General features: G+C 69.2%; 14 protein-coding genes. 3 read left to right on the top strand and 11 right to left on the bottom strand.

The annotated features are described in order from the left end of the window. Positions 1 to 14: 14 nt before the first annotated feature. Together cobA and LC452_RS10015 are read right to left on the bottom strand one after the other, a co-directional pair. On the bottom strand, positions 15 to 830 hold the full coding sequence (gene cobA, locus LC452_RS10020; protein WP_223624773.1) for a uroporphyrinogen-III C-methyltransferase: 816 nt from the start codon (positions 828 to 830) through the stop codon (positions 15 to 17). Further along, on the bottom strand, positions 827 to 2,377 hold the full coding sequence (locus LC452_RS10015) for an FAD-dependent oxidoreductase (RefSeq protein WP_223624771.1): 1,551 nt from the start codon (positions 2,375 to 2,377) through the stop codon (positions 827 to 829). Before LC452_RS10015 ends, cobA begins: the two co-directional genes overlap by 4 nt. A gap of 219 nt (positions 2,378 to 2,596) precedes the next feature. Here LC452_RS10015 and LC452_RS10010 point away from each other — a divergent pair, with 219 nt between their 5' ends. Next, positions 2,597 to 3,949, top strand: coding sequence for a DUF349 domain-containing protein (locus LC452_RS10010; protein WP_223624769.1), 1,353 nt, complete (start codon positions 2,597 to 2,599; stop codon positions 3,947 to 3,949). Between the two features lie 64 nt (positions 3,950 to 4,013). Further along, entirely contained in the window at positions 4,014 to 4,565 is a 552-nt protein-coding gene (locus LC452_RS10005; protein WP_223624767.1) for a type IV toxin-antitoxin system AbiEi family antitoxin, read from the top strand. Here LC452_RS10005 and LC452_RS10000 read toward each other — a convergent pair. The 8 genes from LC452_RS10000 to LC452_RS09965 form a co-directional block, all read right to left on the bottom strand. Beyond that, positions 4,552 to 6,804: a bifunctional (p)ppGpp synthetase/guanosine-3',5'-bis(diphosphate) 3'-pyrophosphohydrolase gene (locus tag LC452_RS10000; RefSeq protein ID WP_223624765.1), complete on the bottom strand. Its 2,253-nt coding sequence runs from the start codon at positions 6,802 to 6,804 to the stop codon at positions 4,552 to 4,554. The two genes, LC452_RS10005 and LC452_RS10000, sit on opposite strands and share 14 nt — an antisense overlap. 69 nt (positions 6,805 to 6,873) lie before the next feature. Then, complete coding sequence (gene secF, locus LC452_RS09995) at positions 6,874 to 7,863, bottom strand: protein translocase subunit SecF (RefSeq protein WP_223624763.1); 990 nt, start codon at positions 7,861 to 7,863, stop codon at positions 6,874 to 6,876. Further along, complete coding sequence (gene secD, locus LC452_RS09990; RefSeq protein ID WP_223624761.1) at positions 7,863 to 9,629, bottom strand: protein translocase subunit SecD; 1,767 nt, start codon at positions 9,627 to 9,629, stop codon at positions 7,863 to 7,865. The genes secF and secD overlap by 1 nt, the downstream gene beginning before the upstream one ends. A 55-nt stretch (positions 9,630 to 9,684) precedes the next feature. Beyond that, the gene (yajC, locus tag LC452_RS09985; protein ID WP_223624759.1) at positions 9,685 to 10,104 is read right to left on the bottom strand and encodes a preprotein translocase subunit YajC; all 420 of its coding nucleotides are present in this window, start codon (positions 10,102 to 10,104) and stop codon (positions 9,685 to 9,687) included. Positions 10,105 to 10,176: 72 nt separating this feature from the next. Then, on the bottom strand, positions 10,177 to 11,202 hold the full coding sequence (gene ruvB / locus LC452_RS09980) for a Holliday junction branch migration DNA helicase RuvB (RefSeq protein WP_223624757.1): 1,026 nt from the start codon (positions 11,200 to 11,202) through the stop codon (positions 10,177 to 10,179). After that, positions 11,195 to 11,815 carry a Holliday junction branch migration protein RuvA gene (gene ruvA / locus LC452_RS09975; RefSeq protein ID WP_223624755.1) on the bottom strand — a complete coding sequence of 207 codons (621 nt, stop codon included), beginning with the start codon at positions 11,813 to 11,815 and terminating at the stop codon, positions 11,195 to 11,197. Before ruvA ends, ruvB begins: the two co-directional genes overlap by 8 nt. A gap of 9 nt (positions 11,816 to 11,824) precedes the next feature. Beyond that, positions 11,825 to 12,403 carry a crossover junction endodeoxyribonuclease RuvC gene (ruvC, locus tag LC452_RS09970; RefSeq protein WP_223624754.1) on the bottom strand — a complete coding sequence of 193 codons (579 nt, stop codon included), beginning with the start codon at positions 12,401 to 12,403 and terminating at the stop codon, positions 11,825 to 11,827. 46 nt (positions 12,404 to 12,449) lie between these two features. After that, on the bottom strand, positions 12,450 to 13,211 hold the full coding sequence (locus tag LC452_RS09965) for a YebC/PmpR family DNA-binding transcriptional regulator (RefSeq protein WP_223624753.1): 762 nt from the start codon (positions 13,209 to 13,211) through the stop codon (positions 12,450 to 12,452). A 210-nt stretch (positions 13,212 to 13,421) separates the two neighbouring features. On the opposite strand from LC452_RS09965, the gene LC452_RS09960 reads away from it, so the two are divergent. Beyond that, positions 13,422 to 14,801: an aminotransferase class V-fold PLP-dependent enzyme gene (locus LC452_RS09960; RefSeq protein ID WP_223624752.1), complete on the top strand. Its 1,380-nt coding sequence runs from the start codon at positions 13,422 to 13,424 to the stop codon at positions 14,799 to 14,801. On the opposite strand, the gene pdxT is transcribed toward LC452_RS09960, so the two are convergent. Next, positions 14,798 to 15,195: pyridoxal 5'-phosphate synthase glutaminase subunit PdxT (gene pdxT, locus LC452_RS09955; RefSeq protein ID WP_223624751.1), on the bottom strand; the 398-nt coding region annotated here is incomplete at its 5' end. The genes LC452_RS09960 and pdxT overlap by 4 nt on opposite strands.

Raw genomic sequence — 15,195 nt, 5'->3', positions numbered from 1 at the left:
CGACCGCGGCGTCGTCAGATGGCGCTCTCCGCATACGGCGACGAGGCCGGAAGCAACAGGCCGGCGCGGGCGACATCGCCGATCACGATGACAGCGGGGTTCGTCACCCTCGCCGCAGCAGCCTCGTCGATGACGGCTCCGAGCGTGCTGCGCACGGTGCGCTGGCGCGGGCTGTGCCCGTTCTCGACGATCGCGACCGGTCGTTCGGCGGGGACGCCGTGCCCCAGGGCCGCATCGACGAGACGCGGCAGAGCGGCGACGCCCATCAGCACGACGGTGGTCACGGACGGGTCGGCGAGCGAGGCGAGAGTGCTCCGGGTGAAGGGACCCTGACCGTTCACGACGTGCAGGGCGGACGCCACGCCGCGATGCGTCACGGGAATCCCTGCCGCCTGCGGGGCCGAGATCGCGCTGCTGACGCCGGGTGTCACGGAGACGGGGATGCCGGCGGCTTCGCAGGCGAACACCTCCTCGCCGCCGCGGCCGAGAAGGAACGGATCCCCACCCTTCAACCGGACGACGCGCATGCCGGCTCGAGCATGGGCGACGAGCAGCGCGTTGATCTGCGCCTGCGGAATCGGATCGCGCCCCGGCCCTCCGCCCACATCGATGAGCAGCACGTCGGGATCCAGACTCGTGCGCACCTCGTCTGTCGGGCCGAGCCGATCGGCGACGACGACATCGGCCTCCGCCAGCAGGCGGTGTGCGCGCAGGGTCATCAGATCCGCGGGCCCCGGTCCGCCGCCGACCACATCGACGCGCCCCACCCGCGCCGGGTGCGCCCTCGCGCGGGGTGCGCCTGCCGCCCGACGCCGGAGCATGAGCCTCATGCGCGCTCCCGGAGGGGGTGGCGCTCGATCGACACGCTCCCGAGCGAGGTCGTGGTCGGCGCCGGCACGATCGGGGTGTCGCACCGTTCCAGCCCCGCGTCGACCAGACGCTGCCGGATCCGCGGCAGCTGCTCGAGACGGGCGCCGCGCAGATCGATGCGATGTCCGTCCACGATGCTCGGCTGCAGTCCGAAGTCCTTCGCGATCTGTCCGATGGCGATCAGTGCATCCGGTGTCACGCGTCCTCCCGGCACACTCGGGATCACCGTGTACGTGCCGTCGTTCTGCAGCGTCTCCACGACATGATCGCCGGGCGCCAGGAGGTAGGCGGAGGGATCCGCGCCGAGCTTGGCACCCACCAGAGGCCGCAGCGCGCCGTACTCGCTCGCGTCGCCGACGAGGATGGCGCCGAGCAGCGTCTGCGCGTCTGCGGAGAGCACGAGCTTCCGGTAGATCCCCGCACCCGGATCGGAGTGGACGACGTCGAACGCGCCGGGCGTGCGGCCGTGCGCATCTCCGAAGCTCGCGACCTCGACGCCCGGAAGCCTCAGGGCAGCCGACTCGTCGTACCCGGGGAAGCTCGCCTGCCCGCCGAGCAGGCGTGTCGCGGCGACCTCGGCCATCGCATATCCGGGTGCTACCGACCCCACGCACCGGCCGTCGAAGTTCGCGACCTCGCCGACCGCGAGGATGCGCGGATCGGAGGTCGTGCACCCCTCGTCGATCAGCACGCCGCCCCGCGGGTGCACATCGAGTCCCGCATTCCGTGCCAGCTCGTCGCGCGGACGGACGCCCACCGTGAAGACCACCACATCCACCCGCAGGAACGACCCGTCCTGGAACTCCACCGCGGTGACCGCGCCCGACTCGTCGGGATCGATCGTCACCGTGCGCGCCTGCGTGCGCACGGTGAGGCCCCGCGCCTCGGCCACGCTCTTCAGCATCCTGCCGCCCGCCGGATCGAGCTGGGCGGGCATCAGCCGATCCGAATGCTCGGCCACCGTCGTGTCCACATCCATCCCCTGGAGCGCACCGGCGAGCTCGAGTCCCAGCAGCCCGCCTCCGATCACCGCACCCCGCAGCCGACGACCGAGGATGCGCCGGCGCCGCGCCACGAATTCCTGCAGCTGCTCGGCGTCTTCGAGCGTCCGATACACGAAGCACCCGGAAACGTCCGCGCCCTCCACCGCCACGCGCGGGGCGTACGAGCCCGTCGCGAGCACGAGCGTGTCGTAGTCATAGCGCCGCCGTGAGCGGGTGCGCACCGCACGCCGGGAACGATCGATGCGCAGCACCCTGTCGTTCGAGATCAGGCGCACCCGCGCGTCGGCGAAGACGGAACGGTCGAGTTCCAGCTCGTCGGCCGCCGTGCCGGAGAAGAAGCTCGTCAGCGCCGCGCGGTCGTACGGGCCACGCCCCTCGTCTCCGATCACGGTCACCCGGACGTCGGCGTCGGCACGGCTGAGCAGACTCTCCACGAAACGATGGGCCACCATCCCCGCTCCGACGACGATGATCTCGTGCGGCGTGGATGCGGTGTCGTTCATGGGGCTCCTGTCGACGCGGGGGGACTGTCGCTCTCGTGACGATAGGAGCGCCATGTTTCCCGCAGAGGACGCTGGATGTTTCGCCCGTCGAACGTTCTCCTCACAGATCGGTAACGGTGAGGTGCGAAGTCCGCGACCTCACCCTGAACCCGCGGGCGTACTAGGCTGAGCCTCGTCCTTTCCGCCTCCCGCGGGCCCTACCGCGCAAGGAGAATCACCGTGTCTGCCAACGAGCCGTCGAAGCCGACTCCTCCCATTCCCGCACCCCCGGCCAAGCCGATGCCGCGAAAGGTGCCGGCCCCCGCTGCCGCCGCACCCGTCGCGTCGGTCCCGGCATCCTCGTCGTCCTCGGCTGAATGGGGTCGTGTCTCCGAAGACGGCACCGTCGAGGTGCGCGAAGGCGATGCCTGGCGCGTCGTCGGCCAGTACCCGGACGGCACTCCCGATGAGGCTCTCGCCTACTTCGTGCGCAAGTTCGACGACATCGCCTTCAAGGTGCACGCTCTCGAGCAGCGTCAGCAGGCCGGTGGCGCCTCGGCCGGCGACCTCGCCAAGCAGGCGGGTCACCTGATCGACGAAGCGACGGATGCCGCCGCCGTCGGCGACCTCGCCGGACTCCGCGACCGCCTGAACGCGCTCACGGCTTCGCTGTCCGAGGCGACCGAGCAGGAGGCCCAGCAGGCCAAGGAACTCGTCGACAAGGCCATCGCCGAGCGGACGCTCCTCGTCGAGCGGGCCGAAGCCATCGCCGCCCGCGACCTCAGCAAGGTGCAGTGGAAGCAGGTGACCGCGGAGCTCGGTGAGCTCTTCGACACCTGGCAGGCGCAGCAGCAGACGGGTCCTCGCCTGTCGAAGGGCCTCTCGCAGCAGCTCTGGAAGCGATTCCGGGATGCTCGCGCGGTCGTCGACAAACAGCGGCGCGCGTTCTACTCCGAGCTCGACGACACCCACAAGGTCGCCCGCGACGCGAAGTCCCGCCTGGTCGAGCGCGCCGAGGCCCTCGCGCCCCGCGGCACCGACGGCATCCCCGCGTACCGCAACCTGCTCGACGAATGGAAGGCCGCGGGTCGGGCCGGACGCAAGGCCGACGACGCTCTCTGGGCGCGTTTCAAGGCGGCCGGCGACGCACTTTACGCCGCCCGCGCCGAGCAGGCCGCCGCGGAGGAGGCCGAGTCCGGTCCCAAGATCGAGGCCCGAGAGGCTCTCCTCGAAGAAGCCAAGGCGGTGGCGGACGAGTCGAACATCAAGCGCGCCCGCGCCCTGCTCACGCGCATCCAGCAGCAGTGGGACGAGCTCGGACGCGTCTTCCCGCGCGAGAAGGAACGTGCTCTCGACGACCGGCTCCGCGTGATCGAGAGCGCGCTGAAAGCCCGCGAGGAAGTCGACTGGAAGAAGAACAACCCGGAGACCAAGGCACGCGCCAACGACATGAGCTCGCAGCTGCTCGAGGCCATCGAGAAGCTCGAGTCCGAACTGGCGGCAGCCGAGAAGGCCGGCGACAAGAAGGCGGCGAAGACCGCGGCCGACGCCCTGGAGGCACGCCGCACCTGGCTCAGCGCGCTCGGCGGCTGACCCGGTTCTCCACAGGTCGCCCGCGATCACTCGCACGCGGGGTGCACTGGGCCACACTGGCCGGATGCACCCCGCGTTCCTGTATCTGCCCGGAAGTCGACTGAGTCCGGCGGAACTGAGCGCAGCGCGGATCGACGGCCACGTCATCGACCTCGGCGAGGCCTATGTGCCCGCCGATCTCGTCGAGACCGCCGAGGTCCGCGCCAGCACGCTGGCTTCGCTGGTGCGCCCCGGAACAGCGGCCTCGGGTCCGACCGCCGCGTGGATCCACGGTGCCGGCGACGCTCCCCCGGCCGTGCACCACGTGAAGCGCTCGGCGGACCGGCGGCTCCGGCCGCAGACCAGCGGGCGCCTCGTGTTCCACGACACCCTGCTCGCGGCATCCGACCAGCAGATGATCGCCGGCATCGCGGTGTCGACACCGGTGCGGACCCTGCTCGACCTCGCGACGACGCTGCACCGCGACCCGAGAGTGCTTCCCTGGATGGATCACCTCGCCCGGGTGTTCCCCGGACTCGCCTCGGAGGCCGCCGCGTCCGTCCGATCGCTCCGGCGCGTGCCCGGGAGCCGTGCCGGACTGGCCGCGCTCGAACGGCTGGTCGTCAGGACGACGTGACGCGGTAAACGTCGTAGACGGCGTCGATCCGCCGGACCGCGTTGAGCACGCGATCCAGATGCACGGCGTCACCCATCTCGAACACGAAGCGGCTGAGCGCCAGACGCTCGTCGTTCGTCGTCACCGTCGCCGACAGGATGTTCACGTGATGCTCGCTGAGGACACGCGTCACGTCCGACAGCAGGCCGGAGCGATCCAGCGCCTCGACCTGGATCTGCACGCGGAAGACGCTCTTCGTGGTCGGCGCCCACGACACGTCGACGAACCGATCCTGCTCGGCGCCGAGCGCCTTCACGTTGACGCAGTCCGCCCGGTGCACGGACACGCCGCTGCCGCGCGTGACGAAGCCGACGATCGGGTCGCCGGGCACAGGCGTGCAGCACTTGGCGAGCTTGACCAGGATGTCGGCGGCACCGCGAACCAGCACACCGGAGTCACCCGATCGCGGTTCGCGGGTGGGAACGCTTCCCGGGAGGTCGATGGTCTCGGACGCAGGATCGCTCGAGGCGACGAGGGCGGTGACCTTCTCCAGCACCGACTGCGTGGAGACGTGTCCCTCGCCGACGGCGGCGTACAGCGCCGAGACGTCTTCGTAGTGCAGCTGATGCGCGACCTCGGCGAACGAGTCCTGGTTCATCAGCTTCTGCAGGGGCAGGTTCTGGCGGCGCATCGCGCGGGCGATGGCCTCCTTGCCCTGCTCGATGGCCTCTTCGCGGCGTTCCTTGGTGAACCAGCCGCGGATCTTGTTGCGCGCTCGCGTGCTGGCGACGAATCCGAGCCAGTCCTGGCTGGGGCCGGCATCCGGGTTCTTCGAGGTGAACACCTCGACGACGTCGCCGCTCTTCAGCTCGGATTCCAGCGGCACCAGGCGCCCGTTGACCTTGGCGCCCATGGTGCGGTGGCCGATCTCGGTGTGCACGGCGTACGCGAAGTCCACCGGGGTCGCGCTGGCGGGGAGTCCGACCACCCGCCCCTTCGGCGTGAAGACGTAGACCTCTTTCGCGCCGATCTCGAAGCGCAGCGAGTCGAGGAACTCCCCCGGGTCGGCCGTCTCGGCCTGCCAGTCGGAGATGTGCGCGAGCCACGCCATGTCGGTGTCGGAGGCGCGGACCTCGGTCTTGCCGCCGCCGTTCATCCGCTCCTTGTACATCCAGTGCGCGGCGACGCCGTACTCCGCCTGCTGGTGCATCTCGTGCGTGCGGATCTGGATCTCGACCGTACGGCCGGCAGGACCGATGACGGTCGTGTGCAGCGACTGGTAGAGGTTGAACTTCGGGGTCGCGATGTAGTCCTTGAAGCGGCCGGGCAGCGGCGTCCACCGGGCGTGGATCGCGCCGAGCACCGCGTAGCAGTCGCGCACGGAGGCGACGAGCACACGGATGCCGATCAGGTCGTAGATGTCGTCGAACTCGCGGCCCCGGATGACCATCTTCTGGTACACGGAGTACAGCTGCTTCGGGCGTCCGACGACCTTCCCGCGGATGCGGAGATCACGCAGGTCCTCGTCGATCTCCTCGACGACCTGCGCCAGGTACTTCTCCCGCTGAGGGGTGCGCTGCGCGATCAGGCTGTGGATCTCGTTGTAGATCTTCGGATGCAGCACGGCGAACGAGAGATCCTCGAGCTCCGACTTGATGGCCTGGATGCCGAGTCGATTCGCCAACGGCGCGTAGATCTCGAGGGTCTCCTTGGCCTTCTTCGCCGCCTTCTCCGGCGGGACGAAGCCCCACGTGCGCGCGTTGTGCAGGCGGTCGGCCAGCTTGATCAGCAGCACGCGGATGTCCTTCGACATCGCGACGATCATCTTGCGGACCGTCTCGGCCTGCGCGCTCTCGCCGTACTTGACCTTATCGAGCTTCGTGACGCCGTCGACCAGCATCGCGACCTCGTCGCCGAACTCGGCCGTGAGGTCGGTCAGTGCGTAACCGGTGTCCTCGACCGTGTCGTGCAGCAGGGCTGCCGCGATCGCGCGCGGCCCGAGCCCCATCTCGGCGAGGATCTGCGCGACCGCGAGCGGGTGCGTGATGTATGGCTCGCCGCTCTGCCGCTTCTGCCCCTCGTGCTTCTCCTTGGCGACCGCGTACGCGCGCTCGATGACGGGGAAGTCGCCGCGCGGGTGATTGGCGCGGACGGTGCGGATCAGGTTGTCGAGATCGTTGATCCTGGACGCGCGGGAGAAGATGCGGGGAACCAGTCGTCGCAGACTGGAACCCTGCGACGACGTCTGCGGCTCCGCCATCCACTCACCTCCCGAATCTTCTCATCTTACGCGTGCTGTGCGGGACGAGCTCCCGCCGAGAGGGAACGATCAGGCGTTGACGTCCGCCTTGCTGCGGGCCTCGCGGATGCGCGCGTCGCGCTCCTTGATCTGCGGCTCGTTCTCGCGGAACAGCGAGTACAGCGGTGCGGCGACGAACAGCGTCGAGTACGTCGCGACGAGGATGCCGACGAAGATCGACAGCGAGATGTCGGTGAGCGACTCGGCACCCAGCCAGAAGGCGCCGATGAAGAGCACCGCGCCGACGGGCAGGGCCGCGACGACGGACGTGTTGATGGAGCGCACGAGTGTCTGGTTCACGGCGAGGTTGACCGATTCGCCGAACAATCGCGCGGACTTCTCCCCGTCCTCCGTCGTGTTCTCCCTGATCTTGTCGAACACCACCGTCGTGTCGTACAGGGAGTACGCGAGGATCGTGAGGAACCCGATCACCGCCGCGGGCGAGATCTCGAAGCCGGCCAGCGCGTAGACGCCGACCGTGATCACCAGCACGTCGAGAAGGCCGATGATCGCCGCAGCCGACATCTTCCAGGTGCGGAAGTAGATCGCCAGGATGAGGAAGGTCAGCGCCAGGAAGATCGCGAGACCCCAGAGGGACTGCCTCGTGACGTTCTCACCCCAGGCCGGGCCGATGAACGACGACGTGACGCTCTCCGCATCGACCTTGTAGGCATCCGCGAGGGCGCTGGCGACCTGCTGCGTCTCGTCGGCGCTCATCTGGTCGGTCTGCACCCGGATGTCGCGGTCGCTGACGACGACCACCTTGGTGGCGGCTCCCGGGACCACGGACTGCACGGCCTCGGTCGCGGTGTCCTGGTCGCGGCTGTCGGGTGCCTGCACCGTGAACTGCGATCCGCCGGTGAACTCGATCGAGAACTGGACCGGACGGAACAGCGGCACGAGTGCGGAGCCGACGACGAGCGCGATGGCGATGATGAACCACAGGCGACGCCTGCCGACGAACGGGAAAGAGGTCTTCCCCGAGTACAGGTTGTTGCCGAACTCATTCATGGAAGGCATCAGGCGTCTCCCTCCCTGGCTCCATCGGTAGAACTGTCGGCGTTGGTGGATCTGTCGCCCGCGAGGGCCTCGGCGCGTTTGCGCTCGGCGATCGTCTGTCGACGATCCGCCTCGCCGCGAGCTCGGGCGTTCTTCGCGCCGCGGCCGGTCGTCGTGGTCGCCACTTCGCGGAACTGCGAGCGGCTGCGGTACACGGCACCGAGCGCCTCGGGGTCGAGACCGGAGAGCTTGTGCCCGCCGCCGAAGAACCGCGTGCGGGCCAGCAGCTGCATCACCGGGTGCGTGAAGATCACGAAGATGAACACGTCGATCAGGGTCGTGAGACCCAGCGTGAACGCGAAGCCCTTCACCGTGGCATCGGCGAGGATGTAGAGCACCACGGCCGCGAGGATGTTGATCGACTTCGAGATGTAGATCGTGCGCTTCGCGCGTCCCCATCCGTCCTCGACCGCCGAGGTGATGGACTTGCCGTCGCGCAGCTCATCTCGTATTCGCTCGAAGTACACGATGAACGAGTCGGCCGTGAAGCCGATCGACACGATCAGACCGGCAACACCGGCGAGCGACAGGCGGAAGCCGAGTCGCCAGGCCAGGATGCAGATGATCACGTACGTCAGCACGGCCATCACCGCGATGGAGGCGATGATCACGGTTCCGAGTGCTCGATAGACGATGAGCGAGTAGATGGCGACGAGCGCGAGGCCGATGAGTCCGGCGATGAGGCCGATCTGCAGCTGCTGCGTACCCAGGGTCGCCGAGATGGTGTCGGAGCTCTGCACGACGAAGCTGAGCGGCAGCGCGCCGAACTTCAGCTGGTCGGCGAGGGTGGTGGCGCTCTCCTGCGTGAAGCTTCCCGAGATGCTGGGGCGACCGTCGAGGATCACGCCGTTCATCCGCGGCGCGCTGAGCACGTCGCCGTCGAGCACGAACGCGAACTGGTCGCGCGGCGACAGCCCGTCGATGCGGTTCTGGTTCAGTCGGGTGCTGACCACGCCGAAGGCGTCGCCGCCCGAGCCGCTCATCGTGAGCTGCACGAGCCAGGCGCCCGACTTCGGGTCACGTCCGGCGGAGGCATCCGTGATGGCCGTGCCGTCGAGCTCGGCCGGACCGAGGAGGAACTTCTGGGCGTCGTCGGGCGAGCAGGCGATGACCGGCTCGTCCTTCGGGGCGCGGGCCGGGTCGTTGTCGGGGTTGGCGCAGTCGTAGGCCTGGAACTCCGCCGCGAGCTTCTCCGTCACCCAGGACAGGTCGCTGGCGTCCGTCGGCTCGACGGTCGGCGTCGCGTTGAGCGAGGGATCGGGCGACGGATAGGGCGTGGAGTTGCCGTCCTCACCCACGAAGTCGCTCGTCGCGGCGTTGGTGGCGAGCACCGGCCGGAACTCGAGCTGCGCGCTGGACTGGATCCGCTCGCGGGTCTGCTCGTCGGCGACACCCGGGATCTGGACGACGATGTTCTGTCCGCCCTCGGTCGTGATGTCGGCCTCCGCGACGCCCGACGCGTCGACACGCTGGCGGATGATGGCCGCGGCCTGGTCGAGCTGCTCCGACGACGGCGCAGATCCGTCTTCGGTCTCGGCGCTCAGGACGATCTGGGTGCCGCCCTGGAGGTCGAGGGCGAGCTCAGGTGCCCACGAGCTGGCCGCCTCCCCGTTGGCGTCCTTGATGACGAAGACGCCCAGCGAGTTGATGCCGAAGAGCACGCCCGTCACGAGGAGCAGGCCGAGGAGGACCCGCCAGGCGTGACGGACCGGAGAGGATGAAGCCACGTGTGTTCAGCTTTCTGAGATGCCGGAGATGCGGGAGGCAGCGCTGGCGGCGGTCTTACTTGTCGTCTGCGTCCCGCTCGAGGCGCGCACGCGTCTCCTCGGTCGTCTCGATCGCCGGAGCGTCGGTCTTGTCCACCACGATGTCGTCGTGGACGACGTCGACGGGCTCGTCGATGACGGAGTCCTCGACGATGACGTCCTTCGGCTCGACGATGCGGAGGATGGCCTGGCTGTGGACCTCGATGATGGTTCCGGGCGCGATCTCGACGAGGGCCGGGGTATCGAGGTCCTCCGGGTCGTACGCGACGATCGTTCCGTAGATGCCGCCCTGCATCAGTACCTTGACGCCGGGGACGGTCTTGGTCGCCTTCTCCTCCTGCTCGGCCTTCATCGCCTTCGTGCGCTTGCGCGTGTTGAAGATCATGAAGACGAGGAGGACGGCGAGAAGTCCGAAGAGGATGAATTCCATGGGCATGGGGGAAGCGCCTTTCTCAGGTGCACGCACCAGCGTTTGGGCGCACGAAGATATCCGGGAAGTCTTCAGCGATTATAGGTCATCAAGACGAAGCGTCCCGTCCGGGTGCGGGACACCGAGATGCGCGTACGCCTCCGGCATCGCCACCCGACCCCGTGGAGTGCGGCCGAGGAAGCCGATCCGTACGAGATACGGCTCCACCACGCTCTCGACGGTCTCCCCCTCCTCGCCGACCGCGACGGCGAGGGTGCTGAGGCCCACCGGGCCGCCGCGGAAGCGCCGGACCAGCGCCTCGAGGACCGCGCGATCGAGCCGATCCAGGCCGATCGCATCGACGTCGTAGAGCTCCAGCGCTGCCCGCACGTCGTGCATGGTGGCCGAGCCGTCTCCATGGACGAGGGCGTAGTCGCGCACGCGGCGGAGCAGACGGTTCGCGATGCGGGGAGTGCCGCGCGAGCGGCGGGCGATCTCGGCCAGGGAATCGCGCGGGATGTCGACGCCGAGCACCATCGCGGACCGCTCGATGACCTGCTCGAGCTCACGCTCGTCGTAGAACTCCAGGTGACCGGTGAACCCGAAGCGGTCCCGCAGCGGGTTGGGCAGCAGACCGGACCGCGTGGTCGCGCCCACCAGCGTGAAGGGGGCGAGCTCGAGCGGGATGCTCGTCGCGCCGGCGCCCTTTCCGACCATGATGTCGATGCGGTAGTCCTCCATCGCGAGATACAGCATCTCCTCGGCGGAGCGCGCCATGCGGTGGATCTCGTCGATGAAGAGGACCTCGCCGGGCACGAGGCTCGACAGGAGGGCAGCCAGGTCTCCGGCATGCTGGATCGCCGGACCGCTGGAGAGTCGCAGGGGACGGTCGCTCTCATGCGCGACGATCATCGCCAGGGTGGTCTTGCCGAGTCCTGGCGGCCCCGCCAGGAGGATGTGATCGGCGGGGCGGCTCTGGATGCGCGCGGCTTCGAGCAGCAGCTGCAGCTGACCGCGCACCTTCTGCTGACCGACGAACTCGCTGAGGCTGGCCGGGCGCAGGGCGCCCTCGATCGCGAGCTCGGTGTCGTCGACCGGCTCGGTGGCGTCACGGGCGTCAGACACGCGCCTGGCCTCCCTGTGCCGGCCCCAGGAGCGCGAGCGTGCGGCGCAGGAGCGACGAGACCGAGCCGCGCTCGGCTTCCGTCGCGTCGGCGGCCGTCTGCGCGGCCGCCTCCGTGGCGACCTTCTCCGACCAGCCGAGGCCCACGAGCGCGGCGGCGACCTGGGAGACGACGTCGTTGCCCGTCGAGGCAGCGCCGCGCCGGGGCGCAGCGGTCGGGTGCACCTTGCCGGCGAGCTGGAGCACGATGAGCTTCGCCGTCTTCGGTCCGATGCCGGAGACCCGCCGGAACGGTGCGTCTTCCTCGGCGGTGACGGCCTCGGCGATCTGGTCCACGGTGAGGTGGGACAGCACACCGAGCGCCGACTTCGGTCCGACGCCCGTGACGCTGATCAGGAGACCGAAGATCTCGAGTTCATCCCGCTCGGCGAATCCGTACAGCGACAGGGAGTCCTCACGGACGATGAGACTGGTGTGCAGCTGGAGGCGCTCCCCCACCGTCGCGGTGTGGGCGACATCGGTCGGGACGGCGACGGAGAAGCCGACTCCGCCCACCTCGATGACGACCTGATCGGATGTCGCATGCAGGACGACACCGTGCAGAGAGGAGATCATCCGACCAGCCTAGGGCGTGGCTCGTAGATATGTTCGAGCGACACGCTCGGCGTCGGCCCATGCCCGCTGGGCGGGCGTCAGCGCTCCCTTGGTCGCCACCGCACCGCCGCGGCGCCAGGCATGGCACAGGGCGATGGCGAGGGCGTCGGCGGCATCGGCGGGCTGCGGAGGAGCGTCGAGGCGAAGGATCCGCGCGATCATCGCCTGCACCTGCCGCTTGTCGGCCGAGCCGTAGCCGGTGACCGCCGCCTTCACCTCGCTCGGCGTATGGGTGGCCGCGGGCAGCCCCGATTCTGCGGCGATGAGGAGGGCGACACCGCTCGCCTGCGCCGTGCCCATCACCGTGTGCGTGTTCTGCTGCGCGAACACCCGCTCGACGGCGACGGCATCCGGCCGATGCTCGGCGATGACCGCGCGGATGCCGGCGGCGACGATCGCGAGACGGTCGCCGATCTCCGCATCCGGTGACGAGCGGATCACGCTCACATGCACGAGCGTGCCGCGGCGCGATCCGTCGACGTCGACGACGCCCACCCCGCACCGGGTGAGGCCGGGGTCGATGCCGAGGACGCGCAGGGAGGAGCTCACTCCCCCAGGCTAAGCCGGACGATCGGCGACGAGCGTCAGGCTCGCCTCACTCGTCGTCGTTCTCGAGCTCCGCCTGGACCTCGGGCGTCAGATCGAAGTTCGTGAACACGTTCTGCACGTCTTCGCTGTCTTCGAGTGCGTCGATGAGTCGGAAGATCTTCCGAGCGGTGTCGACGTCGATCTCGACCTTGAGATTCGGCACGAACTCCACGTCGGCGGATTCGTAGTCGATCCCGGCCTCCTGCAGCGCACTGCGCACCGCGACGAGGTCGGTGGCCTCGGTGATGACCTCGAAGCCCTCGGCGTGCGGCTCGATCTCCTCGGCACCCGCCTCGAGTGCCGCCATCATGACGTCGTCCTCGGTCGTGCCCTCGGAGCCGACGACGATCACGCCCTTGCGGCTGAAGTTGTAGGCCACGCTGCCCGGGTCGGCGAGGGTGCCGCCGTTGCGGGTGAGCGCGGTGCGCACCTCGGCCGCCGCGCGGTTCTTGTTGTCGGTCAGACACTCGATCATCAGAGCCACGCCGTTGGGTCCGTATCCCTCGTACATGATCGAGAGGTACTCGACGGTTTCTCCGCCGATGCCCGCACCGCGCTTCACCGCGCGGTCGATGTTGTCCTTGGGGACGGAGGTCTTCCTGGCCTTCTGCACCGCGTCGAACAGGGTCGGGTTGCCGGCCATGTCGGCGCCGCCGAGCTTGGCCGCGACCTCGATGTTCTTGATGAGCTTGGCCCACGACTTCGCCCGACGGGAGTCGATGATGGCCTTCTTGTGCTTCGTGGTCGCCCACTTGGAATGCCCGGACATAAGTCTCCGCTCGTCGTATCCGCCCCGGAGCTCGCACCCAGGGCGTCGTCCAGTCTAACCAACCGGGCCCGCCCTCCGTGGCCGTGCGATCTGCCCGGCACGAGGGCACGCGCTGTCCGCCTCGGCGAGAGCGCGGCGACGGCGAGAAGGCCCCCGTCTTCTCGGCTCGGGCCCCTGGCGCAGGGAGGCGCACGGGTGTAGTCCTGACGCATGGACGAGAATGCTCTCGACGAGCGGGCGCGCGCACTCGAGGCGGCCCACACCGCCGCCTCGATCTTCCTGGATTCGATCGATGATCGCCCGGTGTGGCCGCGTGCGTCGCTCGACGACATGCTCGCCGTCTTCGGCGGACCGCTGGCAGAGGATGGCGTCGACCCGGCCGACGTGATCGCCGAGATGGCCGAGCGGGCCGATCCCGGACTGGTCGCGATTCCGGGAGGGCGGTTCTTCGGTTTCGTGATCGGCGCCACGCATCCGGCTGCCCTCGCCGCCGACTGGCTCGTCTCCGCCTGGGACCAGAACTCCGGCTCCTCCACGCTGACCCCGGCGACCGTCGCCATGGAGCGCATCGCCGGACAGTGGATGCTGGAGCTGTTCGGTCTTCCGACGTCCGCCAGCGTCGGCTTCGTCACAGGAGGACAGCTCGCGAACTTCACCTGTCTCGCGACCGCGCGCCACGCCGTCATGGCGCGCGCGGGCTGGGACATCGCGGAGCAGGGATTCCGCGGCGCTCCCCCGCTGCGCTTCGTCGTCGGTGCGGATCGGCATGGATCGATCGACCGCGCCGCACGCTTCCTCGGAATAGGACGCGCGGAGCTGACGGTCGTGGACTCCGACGACCAGGGGCGCATGCGCGCGGACGCGTTGGAGAGGGTGCTCGCAGACGCGGAAGGGCCGCTGATCGTCTGCCTGCAGGCCGGCGAGGTGCATACCGGCGCCTTCGACGACTTCGGTGCGCTGATCCCGATCGCGAAGGAGCACGGAGCCTGGGTGCACGTCGACGGCGCATTCGGGCTCTGGGCGGCGGCATCCGATGCCCTGCGTCCGCTCACCGCGGGGATGGAGCAGGCGGACTCGTGGGCGACGGATGCGCACAAGACCTTGAACGTGCCCTATGACTGCGGGATGGCGATCGTGCGCGACCCCGCCGACTCCATCGCGGCGTTCCGCACCGGCGGCGACTACCTGATCTACTCCGGCCTCGATCCCTGGGATGTGACGCCCGAGCTCTCCCGGCGGGCGCGCGGCGTTCCCGCCTGGGCGGCGATGCGCAGCCTCGGACGCTCGGGCATCGCCGCCCTCCTCGATCGGCTGCACGACAACGCCGTCGCCATGGCCGCGGGACTCGCATCGATCGACGAGATCGACATCCTCAACGACGTCGGTTACACGCAGGTGATGTTCCGGGCCGCGTCGGATGCCGCGACCCGCGCGCTCGGAGACGCGATCCTGACGGACGGCACGGCAGCGGTCACCGGCGCCGAGTGGCGAGGACGGGCCGCACTCCGCTGCTCGATGTCGTCGTGGGCGACGACCCCCGCCGACATCAGCCGCACGGTCGAGGCGGTCCGGCGTCTGGCAGCGGGCTAGGCGGAAGCGGCGTCGCGGATGCCGACGCGATCGAGGAACCGGAGGTGGAACCGCTTCTCGCCCGTGATCTCCGGGTGGAAGCTCAGCCCTAGCAGGCCGCCCTGCTCGACCGCCACGACGCGCCCGTCCGGCAGCGCCGCGAGGACCGTGGCAGCCGGACCGACCGATTCGACGACAGGACCGCGGATGAAGGCGGCCTTGACCGGTTCGTCGCCGAGCTCGGGCACGACGAGCTCGGCTTCGAAGGATTCGACCTGCCGTCCGAAGGCGTTGCGGCGCACGACCGCGTCGATCCCGCCGAAGGACTCCTGTCCGTCGATGGCGTCGACCACCGAGTCGGCCAGCATGATGAGGCCGGCGCAGGTTCCGAGCACGGGCATGCCCGCGGCGATCG

This window comes from Microbacterium sp. EST19A (assembly GCF_019969685.1).
GTDB lineage: Bacteria > Actinomycetota > Actinomycetes > Actinomycetales > Microbacteriaceae > Microbacterium.
This window is presented reverse-complemented; position numbering and strand designations above follow the sequence as displayed.